Source organism: Streptomyces sp. NPDC015127, assembly GCF_043080095.1.
Taxonomy (GTDB): domain Bacteria; phylum Actinomycetota; class Actinomycetes; order Streptomycetales; family Streptomycetaceae; genus Streptomyces.
On sequence record NZ_JBIBVE010000004.1, the window covers coordinates 409,699 to 423,674 of the forward strand.

The 13,976-nt window shown below is 72.1% G+C and carries 14 protein-coding genes and 1 tRNA gene; 8 read left to right on the forward strand and 7 right to left on the reverse strand.

Annotated features, from left to right (window positions below):
* The first annotated feature begins 190 nt into the window (after positions 1–190).
* Positions 191–622 carry an SsgA family sporulation/cell division regulator gene (locus tag ACF08N_RS10780; protein ID WP_392324249.1) on the forward strand — a complete coding sequence of 144 codons (432 nt, stop codon included), beginning with the start codon at positions 191–193 and terminating at the stop codon, positions 620–622.
* 20 nt (positions 623–642) lie between these two features.
* Here the strand turns inward: ACF08N_RS10780 and ACF08N_RS10785 are convergent, their stop codons facing one another.
* Positions 643–2,010, reverse strand: coding sequence for an FAD-binding oxidoreductase (locus tag ACF08N_RS10785; RefSeq protein ID WP_392324250.1), 1,368 nt, complete (start codon positions 2,008–2,010; stop codon positions 643–645).
* 108 nt (positions 2,011–2,118) lie between these two features.
* Between ACF08N_RS10785 and ACF08N_RS10790 the strand changes: the two genes are divergently transcribed.
* Positions 2,119–3,816, forward strand: a complete 1,698-nt coding sequence (locus ACF08N_RS10790) for a tetratricopeptide repeat protein (RefSeq protein WP_392324251.1) — start codon at positions 2,119–2,121, stop codon at positions 3,814–3,816.
* A 90-nt stretch (positions 3,817–3,906) separates the two neighbouring features.
* On the opposite strand, the gene hppD is transcribed toward ACF08N_RS10790, so the two are convergent.
* Positions 3,907–5,052: a 4-hydroxyphenylpyruvate dioxygenase gene (hppD, locus tag ACF08N_RS10795; protein ID WP_392324252.1), complete on the reverse strand. Its 1,146-nt coding sequence runs from the start codon at positions 5,050–5,052 to the stop codon at positions 3,907–3,909.
* A gap of 121 nt (positions 5,053–5,173) precedes the next feature.
* Here hppD and ACF08N_RS10800 point away from each other — a divergent pair, with 121 nt between their 5' ends.
* From ACF08N_RS10800 to ACF08N_RS10815, 4 genes are all read left to right on the forward strand, one after another.
* Entirely contained in the window at positions 5,174–5,653 is a 480-nt protein-coding gene (locus ACF08N_RS10800; protein WP_177152582.1) for an Lrp/AsnC family transcriptional regulator, read from the forward strand.
* A 94-nt stretch (positions 5,654–5,747) separates the two neighbouring features.
* Positions 5,748–6,332, forward strand: a complete 585-nt coding sequence (locus ACF08N_RS10805) for an ArsR/SmtB family transcription factor (RefSeq protein WP_392324253.1) — start codon at positions 5,748–5,750, stop codon at positions 6,330–6,332.
* 13 nt (positions 6,333–6,345) lie between these two features.
* Positions 6,346–6,531, forward strand: coding sequence for a hypothetical protein (locus tag ACF08N_RS10810; RefSeq protein WP_392324254.1), 186 nt, complete (start codon positions 6,346–6,348; stop codon positions 6,529–6,531).
* Positions 6,532–6,560: 29 nt separating this feature from the next.
* Positions 6,561–7,913, forward strand: coding sequence for an MFS transporter (locus tag ACF08N_RS10815; RefSeq protein WP_392324333.1), 1,353 nt, complete (start codon positions 6,561–6,563; stop codon positions 7,911–7,913).
* On the opposite strand, the gene ACF08N_RS10820 is transcribed toward ACF08N_RS10815, so the two are convergent.
* The 4 genes from ACF08N_RS10820 to ACF08N_RS10835 form a co-directional block, all read right to left on the reverse strand.
* Complete coding sequence (locus ACF08N_RS10820) at positions 7,852–8,640, reverse strand: S16 family serine protease (RefSeq protein WP_392324255.1); 789 nt, start codon at positions 8,638–8,640, stop codon at positions 7,852–7,854. The genes ACF08N_RS10815 and ACF08N_RS10820 overlap by 62 nt on opposite strands.
* A 130-nt stretch (positions 8,641–8,770) precedes the next feature.
* Positions 8,771–9,412 carry an IclR family transcriptional regulator gene (locus ACF08N_RS10825; RefSeq protein WP_392324256.1) on the reverse strand — a complete coding sequence of 214 codons (642 nt, stop codon included), beginning with the start codon at positions 9,410–9,412 and terminating at the stop codon, positions 8,771–8,773.
* A 316-nt stretch (positions 9,413–9,728) separates the two neighbouring features.
* On the reverse strand, positions 9,729–11,513 hold the full coding sequence (locus ACF08N_RS10830; RefSeq protein WP_392324257.1) for a DEAD/DEAH box helicase: 1,785 nt from the start codon (positions 11,511–11,513) through the stop codon (positions 9,729–9,731).
* A gap of 113 nt (positions 11,514–11,626) precedes the next feature.
* Entirely contained in the window at positions 11,627–12,019 is a 393-nt protein-coding gene (locus tag ACF08N_RS10835) for a type II toxin-antitoxin system death-on-curing family toxin (protein ID WP_392324258.1), read from the reverse strand.
* On the opposite strand from ACF08N_RS10835, the gene ACF08N_RS10840 reads away from it, so the two are divergent.
* Positions 12,013–12,231 carry a hypothetical protein gene (locus ACF08N_RS10840; protein WP_392324259.1) on the forward strand — a complete coding sequence of 73 codons (219 nt, stop codon included), beginning with the start codon at positions 12,013–12,015 and terminating at the stop codon, positions 12,229–12,231. The two genes, ACF08N_RS10835 and ACF08N_RS10840, sit on opposite strands and share 7 nt — an antisense overlap.
* A 24-nt stretch (positions 12,232–12,255) precedes the next feature.
* Here ACF08N_RS10840 and ACF08N_RS10845 read toward each other — a convergent pair whose 3' ends face one another.
* Complete coding sequence (locus ACF08N_RS10845; protein ID WP_392324260.1) at positions 12,256–13,722, reverse strand: MFS transporter; 1,467 nt, start codon at positions 13,720–13,722, stop codon at positions 12,256–12,258.
* A 181-nt stretch (positions 13,723–13,903) separates the two neighbouring features.
* Between ACF08N_RS10845 and ACF08N_RS10850 the strand changes: the two genes are divergently transcribed.
* A tRNA-Cys gene (locus ACF08N_RS10850) sits at positions 13,904–13,975 on the forward strand.
* Position 13,976: the final 1 nt, after the last annotated feature.

Sequence of the window (13,976 nt, forward strand, 5' to 3'; positions counted from 1 at the left end):
GGCTCCACATCTATCAGACCCTCGCCCGCGCCTGGACCGGTCCGTCGGTAACGACCACTTTCCGGTAGTGGCGGGGTCACGGAAAGTTACCACCCGAAGTCGCGTAAGAGCAGTGGGGGAAGCCGCTCTCTTCCTGTGAGGCCCGCTGCGGGCGGGCCCGATCGTCACACAGAAGAGAGGAAAAGCGACGATGAAGAACACCGTGGTGGAACGCGAGCTGGAGCTGAAGCTGGTGCTGTCGCCCGAGCGCAGCGTCCCCGTGCCGGCCCGGCTGACCTACCGGACCGGCGACCCGTACGCCGTCCACATCACCTTCCACATCGGCTCGGACCACCCCGTCAACTGGACGTTCGCACGCGAACTGCTCGTCGAGGGCGTGTTCCGGCCGTGCGGCAACGGGGACGTGCGGGTGTGGCCGACGAAGTCGCAGGGCCGCAGCGTCATCCTGATGGCGCTCAGTTCACCCGACGGTGACGCGCTGCTGGAGGCGCCGTCGGCGGTGGTGTCCGCATGGCTGGAGCGGACGCTGCGGGTGGTGCCGCCCGGCTCGGAGACGGAGCAGCTCGGCATCGACGACGGCCTGGCCGAGCTGCTCTCCCCGACCAGGACCGAGGACGCGTAGCGGAGCGAAGGGGTGAGGTCTCAGAACAGCTTGCCGGGATTGAGGATCCCGAGCGGGTCGAAGGTGCGGCGAATACCGCGCTGCAACTCCAGCCCCACCGGCCCGAGTTCGCGTGCCAGCCAGTCCTTCTTCAGCACGCCGACGCCGTGTTCGCCGGTGATGGTGCCGCCCAGCTCCAGACCGAGCGCCATGATCTCGTCGAACGACTCGCGGGCCCGCCGCGACTCGTCGGGGTCGAGGTGGTCGAAGCAGACGACGGGATGGGTGTTGCCGTCACCGGCGTGCGCACAGACGCCGATCGTGAGGTCGTACTTGTCGGCGATGGCCGCCGTCCCGTCGATCATCTCGCCCAGCTTCGAGCGCGGGACGCAGACGTCGTCGATCATCGTCGCCGACTTGACGGTCTCCAGCGCGGTCAGGGACAGCCTGCGGGCCTGGAGCAGCAGTTCGGACTCGGCCACGGTGTCGGCGGGTACGACCTCGCTCGCACCCGCCGCCTCGCAGAGCGCCGCGACCGCGGCGAGGTCGGCGGCCGGGTCCGGGGTGTCGAAGGCGCACAGCAGCAGGGCCTCGGTGGTCTCCGGCAGACCCATGTTCGCCAGCTTGTTGACCGCCCGCACGGTGGTGCGGTCCATGATCTCCAGCAGCGACGGTGTGTGGCCGCGCTCCATGATCGCGCAGACGGCGTCACAGGCACGCGCCGCGGAGGGGAACTCGGCGGCCAGCACGAGCTGGGCGGGCGGCTGCGGCCTCAGTGCCAGGACCGCCTCGACAACGATGCCGAGGCTGCCCTCGGAGCCGACGAACAGGCGCGTGAGGTCGTATCCCGCGACGCCCTTGGCGGTGCGCCGGCCCGTGGTCAGCAGCCTGCCGTCGGCGAGGACGACCTTCAGCCCGAGCACGTATTCGGCGGTCACCCCGTACTTGACGCAGCACAGACCGCCGGACGCGGTGCCGATGTTTCCGCCGATGGTGCACATCTCCCAGCTGGAGGGATCCGGCGGGTAGTACAGGCCGTGCTCGTTCACCGCACGGGACAGCGCCGCGTTGACGACGCCCGGCTCGACCACGGCGATCCGGTCGACCGGGTTGATCTCCAGGATCCGGTCCATCTTGGTCAGCGAGAGCACGATGCAGCCGTCCGAGGCATTGGCCGCGCCCGACAGGCCGGTGCGGGCGCCCTGCGGCACGACGGGAACGCGCAGCGCGGTGGCGGTCCGCATCACGTGCTGGACCTGCTCGACGGTCCGGGGCAGGACCACGACGGCGGGGCTGCCCGCGTCGCAGAAGCTCGCCATGTCGCGTCCGTACGAAGCGGTCACGTCCGAGTCGGTGATCAGTGCCTCGGCGGGCAGGCCGGCACGCAGCCGTTCCAGAAGATCGTCCATGATCCCAGCGTCGCACCGGGGGCCATCGGTGTGAACCCGTCTGCGTTCCGCTTCGCACAGCCGAGTGTGTTCTTCGTATGGGCTGCCCGCTGACGCACAGTGAGCGCCATGAAGAGCGAAACCCTGAAGAACGCCGCAGTCAGCACGCTGGTCGGCGCGACGCTGGTCACCGGGGTGATCCTGCTCGCGCCCACGTGGGGGGAGGAGGGGAGTACGGGGCCGTCCGTCCAGCGGCCCGCGTCCCGCGCGATGGCCGCCGCCGGGGCGGGCGCGCCGGCCGCCCCGGCGGATCTGAAGGCGCTGATCGGCGACCATGAGGCATGGCTGCGCGACCATCCGCGTGACGGGCAGTCATGGGCAGTGCTCGGCGCGGCGTACGTGGAACGGGGCAACCGGCTCGGGCAGCCGGCGGACTTCCCGAAGGCGGAGCAGGCGCTCAGACATGCGATGGAGCTCGGAACGGGGCAGGAGGGCGACGTCCGCGCGCTGGTGGGGATGGCCGCGCTGTCCAACGCCCGGCACGACTACGTGGCCGCGCGCATCTGGGGCGAGCGGGCACGCAGACAGGCGCCGAAGGCGTGGACGGTGTATCCCGTGCTCATCGACGCCTACAACGGTCTGGGCGACCGCAAGGCCGTCGGCAAGGCGACGGACGCCTTCCAGGAGCTGCACTCGGGGCCCCAGGTGCAGGGCCGCGAGGCGCAGCTCTACCAGGACCGGGGCTGGCGCGAGGACGCGGCGGCCCTCGCGTACGACGCGACGGCGAACGCCCGCACCCGCCCCGAGAAGGCAGCCGCGCTCGTCCGGCAGGGTGACCTGGCCTGGGAGCGGGGTGAGGCCGCAGAGGCCGTGCGCCACTACGACGCGGCGCTGGAGGCCGACCCGGACAGCCACCGGGCCCTGACAGGACGTGCCCGGGCCCTGGTGGCGCTGGACCGTACGGATGACGCACAGCGGGACTACCAGGAGGCGCTCGACAAGGCACCGCTGCCGGAGTACGCGCTGGAGGCGGGCGAGTTGGCCCAGTCGCTGGGCCTGGACGGGGACGCCGCGACGCACTACGCCCGGGTACGGACCCTGGTGGAGGAGGCGCGCGCCCACGGGGTCGACGACGATCTGGTGCTGGCGCGGTACGAGGCGGACCACGGCGACGCGGCGTCGGCAGTGCGGCGCCTCCAGGGCGAATGGTGGCGCGGCCACCGCAGCGTGGACGTCGCGGACGCGATGGGCTGGGCGCTGTACCGGGCTGGCCGGGCGAAGGACGCGCTGCCGTTCGCGAAGCTCGCGACGGGGCCGGAGCAGCGGAACGCGCTGTTCTCGTACCACCGGGGCGAGATCGAGCGGGATCTCGGCAACCATGGGCCGGCGCGCCGGCACATCGAGGAGGCGCTGCGGACGAACCCGGACTTCTCGCCGCTGCACGCGCCGGTGGCGCGCGATTCCCTGTCCGCGCTCGGCGAGCCGCCGCCGGGTGGCCCGGTGGACATGGACGGTGACGGGCCGGATGCGGTGACCGTGCCGGCGCCGTCGGCGGGGGCGGGGGTGCCGTCTGCGGTGCCGTCCGTCGTCCCGTCTGCCGTGCCGTCTGCCGTGCCGTCGGCCGGGGTGGAGGCTTCGACGTCCCCGTCCGCCAGTTCGTCGGCGGGGGCTTCCGTGGCACCGCAGCAGCGGATGGCGCAGCCGTCGGCGGCGCCGTCCGCGCCGTCGGGGCCGGAGTCGGCTTCTGCGTCGGTGGCGGGGGGCGGGGAGTCGGATTCCCCCACCCCGCCCCTTCCCGAAACCGGGGCTTCGCCCCGGACCCCGTAGGTCCGGGGCCGGGGTGGGTTGCCGCTGCGCGGCACCCGCCCCGTAGGCGGGGCCACGACGAGGGGGCACCCGGGGGCAGCGCCCCAGGGACTACAGGTTGCCGCGCTTGTCCTGTTCGCGCTCGATCGCCTCGAACAGCGCCTTGAAGTTGCCCTTGCCGAAGCCCATCGAGCCGTGGCGCTCGATGATCTCGAAGAAGACCGTCGGGCGGTCCTGGACCGGCTTGGTGAAGATCTGCAGCAGGTAGCCGTCCTCGTCGCGGTCCGCGAGGATCTTCAGCTCGCGCAGCTCGTCGATCGGCACCCGCGTGTCGCCGACCCACTCGCCGAGCGTGTCGTAGTACGCGTCCGGGACGGAGAGGAACTGGACTCCGGCCGCGCGCATGGTGCGCACGGTGGCGACGATGTCGTTCGTCGCGAGCGCGATGTGCTGGACACCGGCGCCGCCGTAGAACTCCAGGTACTCGTCGATCTGCGACTTCTTCTTCGCGATCGCCGGCTCGTTGATCGGGAACTTGACCTTCTTGGTGCCGTCGGCGACGACCTTCGACATGAGCGCGGAGTATTCGGTGGCGATGTCGTCGCCCACGAACTCCTTCATGTTGGTGAAGCCCATGACCTTGTTGTAGAAGGCCACCCACTCGTTCATCCTGCCGAGCTCGACGTTGCCCACGCAGTGGTCGATGGCCTGGAAGGTGCGCTTGGCCGGCGGCTCGACGATCGGGTCGGCGGCGACGAAGCCGGGCAGGTAGGGGCCGTCGTAGTCCTTGCGCTCGACGAGCGTGTGGCGGGTCTTGCCGTACGTGGCAATGGCGGCGAGGACGACAACCCCGTGGTCGTCCTTGACCTCGTACGGCTCGGCGATGCCCGTCGCACCGTGCTCGACGGCGTACGCGTAGGCGGCGCGCGCGTCCGGCACCTCGATGGCGAGGTCGACGACACCGTCGCCGTGGGCGGCGACGTGGTCCGCGAGGAAGCGGCCCCAGTCGGTGGACGCCTTGATCACGGAGGTGAAGACGAAGCGGGCGGCACCGTTGGTGAGGACGTAACTCGCGGTCTCGCGGCTGCCGTTCTCCGGTCCGGAGTAGGCGACGAGCTTCATGCCGAAGGCCGTGGAGTAGTAGTGCGCGGCCTGCTTGGCGTTGCCGACGGCGAAGACGACCGCGTCCATTCCCTTCACCGGGAAGGGGTCGGCCTCACGCGCGGTGTCCGGGGTGTGATGCGTGGTCTCAGTCATGGCAGCAGGCTCCCCCTGCTCCGCAAGGTGCGCAATAGTTGGCTTTTCGGCTGGACAATGTGCTCAGCCGGACGGGCGGTCCGCCGGACGTTGTGTACAGGATGACCATTGGGAGGGCGTCATGGCGATCGATCATCTGGACGGGCGGCTCATCGTGCTGCTGGCACGCGAGCCGCGGATCGGGGTCCTGGAGGCATCGCGGCGTCTGGGTGTCGCGCGCGGCACGGTGCAGGCGCGGATGGACAGGCTCCAGGCGAACGGGGTGATCAGGGGCTTCGGGCCGGACGTCGACCCGGCGGCGCTGGGCTATCCGGTGACCGCGTTCGCGACGCTGGAGATCAAGCAGGGGCAGGGCTCCGACGTACGGGCGCATCTGGCGACGGTTCCCGAGGTGCTGGAGCTGCACACGACCACAGGCCACGGCGACATGCTCTGCCGGCTCGTCGCGCGGTCCAACGCCGACCTGCAACGCGTGATCGACCGCGTCGTCGGCTTCGAGGGGATCGTGCGCGCGTCGACGGCGATCGTCATGGAGAACCCGGTGCCGCTGCGCATCATCCCGCTCGTGGAGCAGGCGGCGGAGGACCCTGCCGACCGGTGAGCGGGACCGGCGGCCGGCGCCACGGAGGAGGCTGCAAAGGAGTCGTTGCAAAAAAAGCTTGCAACGACTCCTTTGCAAGGATAGCTTTGCATCCATGAGCGAGAACCCGCCGCCGAACATCCACACGCTCGACCCGCACTCGCTGCGCGGTCTGGCCCATCCCCTGCGTATGCGCATCCTGTCGTCACTGCGGCACGACGGCCCGGCCACCGCCTCACAGCTGGCGGAGAAGTTCGGCGAGTCGAGCGGCGCCACCAGCTACCACCTGCGCCAGCTCGCCGCCCACGGCTTCGTCGAGGACGATCCCGGGCGCGGGAAGGGCCGGGAGCGGTGGTGGAAGGCGGCGGCGCACGGCACGCGCTTCGACGACGCCCTGCTCAGCAACCCGGACCCGGCGGTGCGCGGCGCCGCCGACCTCTTCGTCCACGAGATCGCGACCACGCACGCCCAGGAGGTCGCGACCTGGCTCGGCACCAAGGACGACTGGCCCGAGGAGTGGCGGCGCAGCGCCGACCTCAGCGACTTCACGCTGCGGCTGACCGCCGCGGAGGCCCTCGAACTCAGGGACAGGCTCCACGAGCTCATCGATAGCTACCGGGACCTCACGCACGCCCCCGGCACCGAGGGCGTCGCCCAGGTCCGTCTGCACACGCACGCATTCCCGCGCACCACCGACTGAGGGGACGAAGGACATGCACGCCGACATCCATCTGATGCTGCACGAACTGTGCGCCGAGGAGCTGCGCACCCAGGCCGCCACGCATGTGCCACCTCGACCCATGCGCATACAAGTGGGCTGGTTACTGGTCGAGTTGGGCCTCCACCTGGTGGGTCGTCAGCAGCCGGGACCCGGCCTCCGCACCACCCGTCTCGCGTGAGCGCGCAGGAGGCGCACGGCACCACCGCCGTGCGCGACCGCCGGCCGCTCGCCGCCGTGCTGGCGGCCAACGCCGTGTCCATCAGCGGCAATTCGCTCACCCTCATCGGGGTCCCGTGGTTCGCCCTGGAGACCACGGGCAGCCCCGCGAAAGCCGGGCTGGTCGCCTTCTGTGCGACGCTCCCGGTGGTCGTCTCGGCGATCACGGGCGGGCCGGTCATCGACCGTCTCGGCCGCCGCCGGGTCAGTGTCACGACCGACCTGGTCTGCGCCGCCGCCCTGGCGGCGATCCCGCTCCTGCACCAGGCGGGTGCGCTGCGGTTCTGGATGCTGTGCGCGCTGATGGCCGTCACCGGCCTGTTCCACGCTCCCGGCGAGACCGCGCGCCACGTCCTGGTGCCCGACCTCGCCGAGCGGGCCGGTACGAGCCTGTCCCGCGCCGCGAGCCTGTTCGACGCGGTCTCGCGCGGCGCGCGGATGACCGGGGCGGCACTGGCCGGCGTACTGATCGCTCTGATCGGCGCTGAAGCCGTCCTGCTCGTGGACGCGGCCACCTTCTGCGGCTCGGCGCTGCTGATCTCCCTCGGCCTGCGCGGCCTGCGCGCCGCCGCACCCGAGCGGGACGCGCCCCGGATCTCCTTCGCCGCCTACCGGGGCGAACTTCGGGAGGGGTACGCCTTCCTGCTGCGCAGCCGACTGCTGCTCGGCGCCGTCCTGATGGTGATGCTCACCAACGGCCTCGACCAGGGCTGGAGTTCCGTCCTGCTGCCCGTGCACGCGCGCGAGAACCTGGGCGGCGCACGCGATCTGGGCCTGCTCGTCGCCGTCTTCGGCGGCTGCGCGCTGCTCGGCGCACTGCTCTACGCCGCGGTCGGGCACCGTCTCCCGCGGCGCCTGCTGTTCACGGTCGCGTTCGTGCTGTGCGGGCTGCCGCGGTTCGTGGTGGCCGCGCTGGTGGACGGGACGGCGCCGCTCGCCGCCACGATGGCGGTCGGCGGGCTGGGGGCCGGCATGCTCAACCCGATCCTGACGACCATGATGTACGAGCGCATTCCGGACGCCCTGCGCAGCCGCGTGGCGAGCACGACGACGGCCGGGGTGCTCATGACGACGCCGCTCGGGGGTCTGGCGGCCGGCTACCTGATCGAGCAGGCCGGGCTCGTGGCGGCGCTGCTGACGCTGGGCGGGCTGTACTTCCTGGCGACCCTGGCACCGGCGGTGTTCCCGGCCTGGCGTGAGCTGGACGCAACGGCCGCGGGCGGGGGCGAGGGCGGTGCCGGGACTGGGACCGGGACCGGGACCGGCGACGGGAGCCGGGACGTCAGCAGCTCGGGACCTTCCCGCCCCGTTCCAGCGCCCGCAGGGAGTCGACCGCGCCCTTGAGCGTGGTGACCGGGATCAGCCGCATCCCGGAGGGCAGTTCCGCCTCGGCGTCCGCGCACTCGGCCTTGGGGACCAGGAACACGGTCGCGCCGTCACGCTTGGCCGCCTGGGTCTTCAGGGACACGCCCCCGACCGGGCCGACCTTGCCGTCGGCGCTGATCGTGCCCGTACCGGCGATGTTCCGGCCGCCGGTGAGGTCGCCGCCCGCGCCGTCGCCCTCGATCTTGGCGACGATTCCGAGGGAGAACAGGAGTCCGGCACTGGGCCCGCCGACGTCGGCCAGGTGCAGGGAGACCTTCACCTTCGCGGGGTCCTCGCCGAGATAGCCGAGGGCGGCGCGGGTGGCGACGTCCTGCGACTGCTCCATGTCGCGTACGTTGTGCCGCTCGATCTCCTTGTCGGACTTGCCCGCGGGGTAGACGGCGTCGCGGGGCAGCACCGCGCGGTCCGTACGGAACCACCCGTCGACGACGTCGCCGAGGTCGACCTCGGCGGACGGTCCGCTCGCCACGATCGTCGTCATGCGCAGGGCACCCTCGGTCTCCTGCGTCGGAGCGCCGGAGATCGTGATGATCTGCCGCCCCTGGTCCTTGCCGAGCACGTCCGCGGTCATCCCGGGCTGCGCGACGACGAACGGCAGCGGCGCCAGCCCGGCGACGGCGAGCAGCGTGACGACGGGCAGCGCGCAGAGGGCGAGGGCGCGGGGGCGCGTGAGACTGGAGAGCACGGTGCCAATCTATCTGCCCGCGCCGCCCGTCCCCCGGGGGGCGTGATCCCCCCACGGGCGCCCGCCGCCGCAGGCCGTCGGCGCGGGGCGTCGGAACGGAGCCGCCGCCGCACGCCGTCGGACGCGGCCGTCAGCGAAGGGCGTCCGCGACCTCGCGGGCCGCGTCCAGTACGCGGGGGCCGACCCGCTCCGGAACCGCGTCCGCCAGCATCACCACACCCACGCTGCCCTCTATCCCGGTCACGCCCACGAGCGCCGCAGCCGCGCCGCACGCGCCCGCCTCCAGCTCGCCGTGCGTGAGGGTGTAGCCCGGCTCCGCCTTCCCGTTCTGGCGGGCGGCGAGGATCGCCTTGCCGGCCGCCCCCCGGTCCAGCGGATGACGGAAGCCCGCCCGGTAGGCGACGTGGTAGTCGGTCCAGGTCGGTTCGACGACGGCGACCGCGAGGGCCTCCGCGCCGTCGACCAGGGTGAGGTGGGCGGTCGCCCCTATGTCCTCGGCGAGCGAGCGCAGGGCGGGCATCGCCGCCTCGCGTACGAGCGGGTGCACCTGCCGGCCGAGCCGGAGCACACCGAGGCCGACCCTGGCCCGGCCGCCGAGGTCGCGTCGGACCAGGGCGTGCTGCTCGAGGGTGGCGAGCAGGCGGTAGACGACGGTGCGGTTGACGCCGAGTTTGTTGGACAACTCGGTGACGGTCAGCCCGTGGTCGGTATCGGCGAGCAGTTTGAGGACACGTAGTCCCCTGTCGAGCGTCTGGGAGGTTTCCGCGGTCACGACGCCCTCTCTTTCGGAGTGAGTGACGGCGGTCCTCGAAGAGATGTCGCGGCACCGGTCCCATCGGCGACGCACCCAGAGGCCGCCGGCAGGCCATGGCACACCGACTGCGCTCCGCGGCGGCGCTGCCACGGGGCGTTTGCATTGCGGGGACAGTAGCGACAGGCACCGCTCAGCGGAAGGGCTCGTCCAGAATCCGGGCGATCTTGCGCCGACGACGGGCTATTGGTCCCCATAAGGGACCCCGGCCAGAAGAACGGCGGGGTCAGCGGGACGCGGGAGCGGAACAGGGAGCGGCGGGGGCGGGAGCGGGGGGTCACCGCATCCGCGTCGCCCACTCCTGCACCTTCTTGATCCGCTCGCGGATCTGCCCCGCCGTCGCCTCCGCGCTCGGCGGCCCACCGCACACTCTGCGCAGCTCGGTGTGGATGACACCGTGCGGTTTGCCGCTCTGGTGCACGTATGCGCCGACCATGGTGTTCAGCTGCTTGCGCAGCTCCAGCAGTTCCTTGTGGGAGACGACCGGACGCCGCTCGGCGGGCAGCTCCAGCAGGTCGGCCTCCTCGTCGGGCTTCTTGCGGCTGTGCGCGATCTGCCGCGCCTGCCGCTTCTGCAGGAGGAGTTGCACCTGGTCCGGTTCGAGCAGGCCGGGGATGCCCAGGTAGTCCTGCTCCTCCTCGCTGCCCGGATGGGCCTGCATGCCGAACTCGGCGCCGTCGTACAGCACCCGGTCGAATACGGCGTCGGACTCCAGCGCCTCGAAGGGCAGCATGTCCTGTTCGCCGGTGTCCTCGTCCTGCTGCTTCTCGGCCTCCGCCATCTCCTTCTCGGACTCGGCGTACGGGTCCTCCTCGCCGTCCTTCTTCGGCCGGTCGAGCACGTGGTCGCGCTCGACCTCCATCTCGGAGGCGAAGCCCAGGAGGTTCGGGATGGTCGGCAGGAACACGGACGCGGTCTCGCCGCGCCGCCTGGACCGTACGAAACGGCCCACGGCCTGCGCGAAGAACAGCGGCGTCGAGATGGTCGTCGCGTACACGCCGACGGCGAGGCGCGGCACGTCGACGCCTTCGGACACCATGCGGACGGCGACCATCCACCGGGAGCCGTCCTCGCTGAACTCCTCGATCCGCTTGGACGCGGCCGCCTCGTCGGACAGGACGACGGTCGCCTTGGTGCCGGTGATCTCGCGGATCAGCTTGGCGTACGCGCGGGCCGAGTCCTGGTCGGAGGCGATGACGAGCCCGCCCGCGTCGGGGATGCCCTTTCTGACCTCGGTCAGCCGCTGGTCGGCGGCGCGCAGCACGTTCGGCATCCAGTCGCCGCGCGGGTCGAGCGCGGTGCGCCACGCCTGCGAGATCGCGTCCTTGGTCATCGGCTCGCCGAGCCGGGCGGCGATCTCGTCACCGGCCTTGGTGCGCCAGCGCATGTTGCCGCTGTAGCTGAGGAAGATCACGGGCCGGACGACGCCGTCGCCGAGGGCGTTGCCGTAGCCGTACGTGTAGTCGGCGGCCGAGCGCCGGATCCCGTCGTTGCCCTCCTCGTACGCGACGAAGGGGATGGGGTTGGTGTCGGACCGGAACGGCGTACCGGTCAGCGCGAGCCGCCGGGTGGCCGGCTCGAACGCCTCCAGGCACGCCTCGCCCCAGGACTTGGAGTCACCGGCGTGGTGGATCTCGTCGAGGATGACGAGGGTCTTGCGCTGCTCGCAGCGGTTGCGGTGCAGCATGGGCCGTACGCCGACACCGGCGTAGGTGACCGCGACGCCGTGGTACTCCTTGCTCAGCGGACCCGCGCTGTACTCCGGGTCCAGCTTGATCCCTATCCGCGCCGCCGCGGCCGCCCACTGCTTCTTCAGGTGCTCGGTCGGCGCGACGACCGTCACCTGCTGCACGACGTGGTGGTGCAACAGCCAGGAGGCGAGGGTCAGCGCGAAGGTCGTCTTGCCGGCGCCGGGCGTGGCGACGGCGAGGAAGTCGCGCGGCTGCTCCTGGATGTACTTCTCCATGGCGCCCTGCTGCCAGGCACGCAGCTTGTTGGCCGTGCCCCAGGGGGCACGGCCGGGGAAGGCGGGTGAGAGGTGGTGGGAGGCGGTAGTAGTCACGGTCTCCGGTTCGGGGGCTCTCGGCGGGGGCTCTCGTACGACAACCGGGCCACCCTACCGGTGGCCCGGTCGTCGTCCGGGCGGCGCGACGCGGTGACCGCGCCGGGTGCGACTCAGCTCACACGAAACGCCGCGAGCGCACGCAGCCTCCCCGCGATGCGGACCGGATCGTCCACCGCGCCGGAGGCCACATCGACGACGAGGTCGTACGCCGCGTCCTGGTCGACGCCGGCCAGGTCGGCACCGTTGAGAGCGAGGAACGTGACGGCGGCCAGCCACGCCGTGCGCTTGTTGCCGTCCACGAAGGGGTGGTTGGCGGCGATCGCGTGCAGCAGCGCCGCGGACTGCTCGTACAGGTCCTGGTGGGCGATCACGCCGAACATCCGCGCCCGGGGCCGGTGCACCGCGGATTCCAGCAGGCCGGGTGCGCGCAGCCCCGGGGGCGTCCTGCCGAAGGCGAGCGTCGCGATGCCGGTCACCTCGGCGACCGTGAGGTGGCGTGTCACTCGCCCAGCCTCCTCAGGAGATCGGCGTGGTCCGCGGCGTACCGCGCCGCCACGGCGTGGACGCGCTCGCCCTCGGCGTGGAGGAAGTGGCGGGTGGCCTCGGTGAGGAGGTCCTCGACGCCGACGCCGCGGGCGTCGGCCAGGTCCCGGACGGCCTCCTGCTCGGTTCCGTCAGGCCGACGGTGAACTCGTCTTTCCGCTGCATGCCGTGATCGTAGAGAGGGCGTACGGCGGCCTCACTCGAATTTCGTCCGCAGCCGCGTCGCGACCCACGCCCCCACCAGCGCCACCCCCGCCATCGGCAGGAACACCGCGGCAAACGCACTCGGGTGCGAGGCGTCGGCCGCTGAGACCGCGTGGCCGCCCACCGCGCCGCCGCCGAGCGCGGCGAAGGCCGCGCCGCCCGCGGCCAGCAGCAGGATGTTCGACAGCGCGTCGGAGATCTGCAGCGCGGCCGAGTTGGTGCCCGCCTCATCAGGGGCCGACAGCTTGAGGAGCAGCACGCTCGTCGACCCGATCACGAGCCCCATGCCGAAGCAGCCGAACCCCCACGCCACGCCCACGATCCACACGGGCACGGCGTCGATCAGCACGCTGGGGGCGGTGGCGATCGCCGCGGCGACGAGCAGCATGCCGAGGACGACCAGGGGTTCGCGATACGGCTCGGTCCGCGGCCGGGACTGCACGTACGAGCCCAGCGCCCAGGTCGCGCCACCGACGGCGAGCGAGAGGCCGGCCAGGGTCGGGGACAGCCCGCGCTGGGTGACGAGCATCAGCGGCACGAAGGACTCGGCGGCGATGAACGACCCCGCGGCGATGCCGCGCAGCAGCACGACGGACGGCAGCCCGCGGGCCGCCCGGTACGTCCCCCGGGGCAGGATGCCCAGGACGCACGGCACCAGCAGCGCCGCGCCCGCCACCGCGGGCAGCACGGACAGCGGGCGCAGGTCCTGTCCCGCGTACTGGAGCAGCCCCGCGCCGAGCGAGATCCCGAGGGCCAGCCGGATCCTGCGCCGGTCGAAGGGCGGCACGGCCGCCGCCGGGTCGGCGGGCCCCGACGCGCGCTGCCGGATCGCGGGCAGCGCGAGGGCGAGCGGTACGGCGACGAGCGCGGGGATGCCGAGGAAGACCCAGCGCCAGCCGAGCTGTTCGGTGACGGTGCCGGAGGCGAGCGGGCCGACCACGGACGGGATCACCCAGCTCGCCGCGAAGGCCGCCATGATCGCCGGCTGGAGCCTGCGCGGGTAGGCGCGGCTGACGACGACGTACAGGGCGACGATGACGAGCCCGCCGCCGAGTCCCTGGACGGCGCGTCCCACGACGAACACCCACATCGCACCGGCCGTGCCCGACAGCAGCAGTCCGGCGGCCCAGGCGCTCATCCCGCCGGCCAGCGCGCCCAGCGGCCCCCTGCGGTCGGCCCACTGCCCGGCGACGACCATGCCGAAGAGGCTGGTGGTGAAGTAGGCGGAGAAGGCGAACGCGTAGAGCGGGATGCCGTGCAGCTCGCGCGCGGCCACGGGCATCGCCGTGCCGACGGCGGTCGCCTCGAAAGCGATGAGGAAGACGACGGAGACGATGCCGATGCTGAGGGCACGGTGGGCCGGGCCGAGAACACCGCCGCCGCCCGGTTCTTCGGGGCGGGCGGCGGTGCCGGCGGGCGGCTGCGTGACGTCGGTGTCACGCGGTTCGGGGGCGGTCATGACCCCCAGAGTAAGGGGCATGACACGCTTTGGGCCCTGTCGTTCGACCGGACCCTTCTGGTCCCTTGGTCGTACGACCGGCGCCCGACCGTGAACGGCGTGTGGCAGTCGTGTTGCGACCCCGGCCGGACGCTTGAGCGCCCCGCCGACTCCCGCCTACGGTCGAGGAGTTGGAACGCACGGCCGTGTGCCCGAGTGGCTGAGGGGCTCGCCTGCAAAGCGAGTTACGCCGGTTCGAATCCGGTCACGGCCTC

Coding starts and splice junctions, on each gene's coding strand:
- ACF08N_RS10780 (WP_392324249.1), top strand. CDS start 191: ATGAAGAACACCGTGGTGGAACGCGAGCTGGAGCTGAAGCTGGTGCTG.
- ACF08N_RS10785 (WP_392324250.1), bottom strand. CDS start 2,010: ATGGACGATCTTCTGGAACGGCTGCGTGCCGGCCTGCCCGCCGAGGCA.
- ACF08N_RS10790 (WP_392324251.1), top strand. CDS start 2,119: ATGAAGAGCGAAACCCTGAAGAACGCCGCAGTCAGCACGCTGGTCGGC.
- hppD (WP_392324252.1), bottom strand. CDS start 5,052: ATGACTGAGACCACGCATCACACCCCGGACACCGCGCGTGAGGCCGAC.
- ACF08N_RS10800 (WP_177152582.1), top strand. CDS start 5,174: ATGGCGATCGATCATCTGGACGGGCGGCTCATCGTGCTGCTGGCACGC.
- ACF08N_RS10805 (WP_392324253.1), top strand. CDS start 5,748: ATGAGCGAGAACCCGCCGCCGAACATCCACACGCTCGACCCGCACTCG.
- ACF08N_RS10810 (WP_392324254.1), top strand. CDS start 6,346: ATGCACGCCGACATCCATCTGATGCTGCACGAACTGTGCGCCGAGGAG.
- ACF08N_RS10845 (WP_392324260.1), bottom strand. CDS start 13,722: ATGACCGCCCCCGAACCGCGTGACACCGACGTCACGCAGCCGCCCGCC.